The following is a 4,105-nucleotide window of genomic DNA, read 5'->3' as shown; positions in this document are numbered from 1 at the left end:
GGCCAGCAGCAGCGAGTGGCCATCGCCCGTGCATTGGCGATGGAGCCTGAACTGATGCTCTTCGACGAGCCGACCTCGGCCCTGGACCCGGAACTCGTGGGCGAAGTGCTCAACGTGATGAAAGACCTGGCCAAGTCCGGCATGACCATGATCGTGGTGACCCACGAGATCGGCTTCGCGCGCGAGGTCGGAGACACCCTGACGTTCATGGACGGCGGCGTCGTCGTCGAAAGCGGCAACCCGCGCGACATCATCGCCAACCCGCAGCAGGCCCGCACCCGGGAGTTCCTCTCCAAAGTTCTCTGACGGCTCAACCCAGACGGTCCGGGCGTGATGTGCGAAGCGGATCATGCCCGGACCGTCGTCGACCAGGGCCGTGGGTCCGCGAGCCGGGATGCGCGGTGCAGCGCCTCGGCGATGCGTCGCGCGGGCGTGCCGGCTAGCTCTGGCTATGATCGAGCTATCTGGTTTCTGAGCTGAGGGGGACACCAACCGATGAGTGCCGTCACCGTTGCGCGAAACGTCCGCGTCGCAATCTGGACTATTTTGGCGGTCCTAGTCGCGGGTGGCCTGATCTGGTTCGCCGTGTTTACCGCAAACAAACCTGCCACGCCTGCGCCGCCGGCGCCCGCGGATTCCCAGGTGGCGAGGGACGACAGTCACCGGCTCACCAGCCCACCGGCCGAAAAAGTCCAGCTGGTCGAGTTTCTGGACTTCGAATGCGAGGCCTGCCGCACCGCCGAGCCTTTGGTGGCGGAGCTGAAGGAGGAGTACGGGGACCGGATCACGTTCATCCACCGCTACTTCCCGCTGACCGGACACCCGAACTCCGGCACCGCAGCGCTCGCTGTCGAAGCCGCCGCGCGCCAGGGGCACTACGAACCGATGGTCACGAAGCTTTTCGCGACCCAGACCGAATGGGGCGAAAGACAGGACTCCCAGGCCGCCCTCTTCCGGACCTACGCGGAAGGCCTCGGCCTCGACATGGCCCGGTTCGATCAGGATGTTGTTGCCGAGGACACCAAGGAACGGATCCGCCGGGACATCTTGGACGGCAAAGCCCTGGGTGTGACCGGCACCCCGACGTTCTTCCTCAACGGCGAAAAACTCACCCTCAACACCGAAGCCCAGTTCCGGCAGCTGCTCGACGACGCCGTCAAGTAGCGCCGTCACGTAGCGGCCCCGACGTGGCGCCGGGCCTACGCCCGCAACTCCCGATCAATCCGTTCCATGCGGGCCCGCACCAACTGGAAACGCGCGTCCATCCAATACCTGCCGCCAGGCGACCTGTGATTCTCCGGGCCGTGACAGCGGACACCAACCACCCGAACAAATTGTGCTGGTCTATCCCTGTCGAAGCAGCAGCACCCCGGCTGGATCCCCAGGGCGTCATGGAATCCTTCGCGTGCAGCACAGTGAGGTGTGACACCGGACTTCGGCCCGCCTCGACGGTAGCCAGACGTGGTTTTCCTGGTTAGCTCGCGGCCGGCAGTGCGTCAGGGATCCGGGGTTTGGTGTTTCCTATGAAGGTGAACTTGGCTTCGTCTCCGTCGCCGTCCACATCCACTACAACGATGTCGCCCTCGTGGATTTCGCCGAAGAGGATCTTTTCGGAGAGCTGGTTTTCGATTTCGCGCTGGATGGTGCGGCGCAGCGGGCGGGCACCCATGGCGGGATCGTAGCCGCGGGTTGCCAGGAGCACCTTGGCCGCGGTGGTGAGTTCGATGCCCATGTCCTTGTCCGCGAGGCGCTTCTCCAGCCGGCCCACGAACATGTCCACGATCTGGATGATCTCGTCCTGGGTGAGCTGCGGGAAGACGATGACGTCGTCCACGCGGTTCAGGAACTCGGGGCGGAAGTGCTGCTTGAGCTCCTCCGTGACGCGGGCGCGCATGCGGTTGTAGCCGGTCTGCGTGTCTGTGCCGGACTGGAATCCGGTGGCAACGCTCTTGGAGATGTCTCGGGTGCCGAGGTTGGTGGTCATGATGATCACGGTGTTCTTGAAGTCCACCACCCGGCCATGGCTATCGGTGAGGTGGCCGTCTTCCAGGATCTGCAGGAGGGAGTTGAAGAGGTCCGCGTGGGCCTTCTCGACTTCATCGAACAGGACTACGGAGAACGGGCGGCGGCGGACCTTTTCGGTCAGTTGCCCGCCCTCGTCGTAGCCGACGTAGCCAGGAGGGGCACCGAAGAGCCGCGAGACCGTGTGCTTCTCGGAGTACTCGGACATGTCCAGGCTGATCAGAGCGTCTTCGTCGGCGAAGAGGAACTCGGCGAGGGCCTTGGCGAGCTCGGTCTTGCCCACGCCAGTGGGGCCGGCGAAGATGAACGAGCCGCCGGGACGCTTGGGGTCCTTCAGGCCTGCACGGGTACGGCGGATTGCCCGCGAAACCGACCTAATCGCCTCGTCCTGGCCCACCACGCGCTGGTGCAGTTCGTCTTCCATCTTCAGCAGACGGCTGGATTCTTCCTCCGTCAGCTTGAAGACCGGGATGCCGGTGGCGTTCGCCAGCACCTCGGCGATGAGATCCTCATCCACTTCGGAGATGTCGTCCAGGCCGCCGGTCTTCCAGTGGCGTTCCTTCTCCGAGCGCTCGGTGATGAGCTTCTGCTCCTTGTCGCGAAGCGAAGCGGCCCCCTCGTAGTCCCCGGCGTCAATCGCGGACTCCTTTTCCTCTTTGACGACGGCAATCTTTTCGGCGAGGGCCTTCAGCTCCGGCGGAGCGGTCATCCGGCGGATACGCAGGCGGGCGCCGGCTTCATCGATCAGGTCGATCGCCTTGTCCGGCAGGAAGCGGTCCGAGACGTAACGCTCGGAGAGGTGCGCGGCGGCGGCCAGCGCGCCGTCGGTGATGGTGACGCGGTGGTGCGCCTCATAGCGGTCACGCAGGCCCTTGAGAATCTCGATAGTGTGGGCCACGCCGGGTTCCTGAACCTGGATCGGCTGGAAGCGGCGCTCCAGGGCTGCGTCCCTTTCGATGTACTTGCGGTATTCATCCAAGGTGGTGGCACCGATGGTCTGCAGCTCACCGCGGGCCAGCAACGGCTTCAGGATCGAAGCCGCATCGATCGCACCTTCGGCGGCACCGGCACCCACAAGGGTGTGGATTTCGTCGATGAACAGGATGATGTCCCCGCGGGTGCGGATTTCCTTGAGGACCTTCTTCAGGCGCTCTTCGAAGTCACCGCGGTACCGGGAGCCGGCAACGACGGATCCCAGGTCAAGGGTATAGATCTGCTTGTCCCTGATGGTCTCCGGGACGTCGCCGCGCACAATCGCCTGGGCCAGGCCCTCGACGACGGCGGTCTTGCCCACACCGGGCTCGCCAATCAGCACCGGGTTGTTCTTGGTGCGGCGGGACAGGACCTGCATCACGCGTTCGATTTCTTGTTCGCGGCCGATCACCGGGTCAAGCTTGTTCTCGCGCGCAGCCTGGGTCAGGTTGCGGCCGAACTGGTCCAGCACCACGGAACCGGCAGGAATTCCTTCCGCCTGGCTCGGAGCGACGCCGGCGCCTGTCGCCTCCTTGCCCTGGTAGCCGGAGAGCAACTGGATGACCTGCTGGCGGACCCGGCTGAGGTCGGCGCCGAGCTTCACCAGGACCTGCGCGGCAACCCCCTCACCCTCACGGACGAGGCCGAGCAGGATGTGCTCGGTGCCGATGTAGTTGTGGCCCAGCTGCAGGGCTTCACGGAGTGCGAGCTCCAGCACTTTCTTGGCGCGGGGCGTGAAGGGGATGTGGCCGGACGGGGCCTGCTGGCCCTGGCCGATGATCTCCTGAACCTGCTCGCGGACGCCGTCGAGCGAAATGCTCAAAGACTCAAGAGCCTTGGCGGCAACGCCCTCACCCTCATGGATCAGACCCAAGAGGATGTGTTCGGTACCAATGTAGTTGTGGTTGAGCATGCGTGCCTCTTCCTGGGCAAGCACAACTACTCGACGGGCACGGTCCGTAAATCGCTCAAACATTTCGCCACACTCCTGGCTGCCTCTACCTTGATGCTACGTCGCCGCGGGCCCTCGTGGGGTTGTTCGCCGAGAGGCAGGATAAAGAGAGCCGGGTTCCCGTGACTTTCCCATGTAAGCGGCAGGGTTTCGCACCGC

The 4,105-nt window shown here is 64.4% G+C and carries 3 protein-coding genes; 2 read left to right on the top strand and 1 reads right to left on the bottom strand.

Going from position 1 to position 4,105, the window contains the following annotated elements:
• Positions 1-306, top strand: a 306-nt coding sequence (locus V6M49_RS08630) for an ATP-binding cassette domain-containing protein (protein ID WP_332760864.1), incomplete at its 5' end; no start/stop codon positions are given.
• Positions 307-495: 189 nt separating this feature from the next.
• Positions 496-1,164, top strand: a complete 669-nt coding sequence (locus V6M49_RS08625; protein ID WP_332760863.1) for a DsbA family protein — start codon at positions 496-498, stop codon at positions 1,162-1,164.
• A 310-nt stretch (positions 1,165-1,474) separates the two neighbouring features.
• Here V6M49_RS08625 and V6M49_RS08620 read toward each other — a convergent pair whose 3' ends face one another.
• Positions 1,475-3,970 (bottom strand): ATP-dependent Clp protease ATP-binding subunit, encoded by a 2,496-nt coding sequence (locus V6M49_RS08620; RefSeq protein ID WP_332760862.1) that lies wholly within the window; start codon positions 3,968-3,970, stop codon positions 1,475-1,477.
• Positions 3,971-4,105: the final 135 nt, after the last annotated feature.

The sequence above is a fragment of the Pseudarthrobacter sp. genome (assembly GCF_036675385.1).
In the GTDB taxonomy this organism is placed as follows: Bacteria; Actinomycetota; Actinomycetes; order Actinomycetales; family Micrococcaceae; genus Arthrobacter.
Note: the sequence above shows the minus strand (reverse complement) of the source record. Positions and strands in the feature narration are given on the sequence as shown.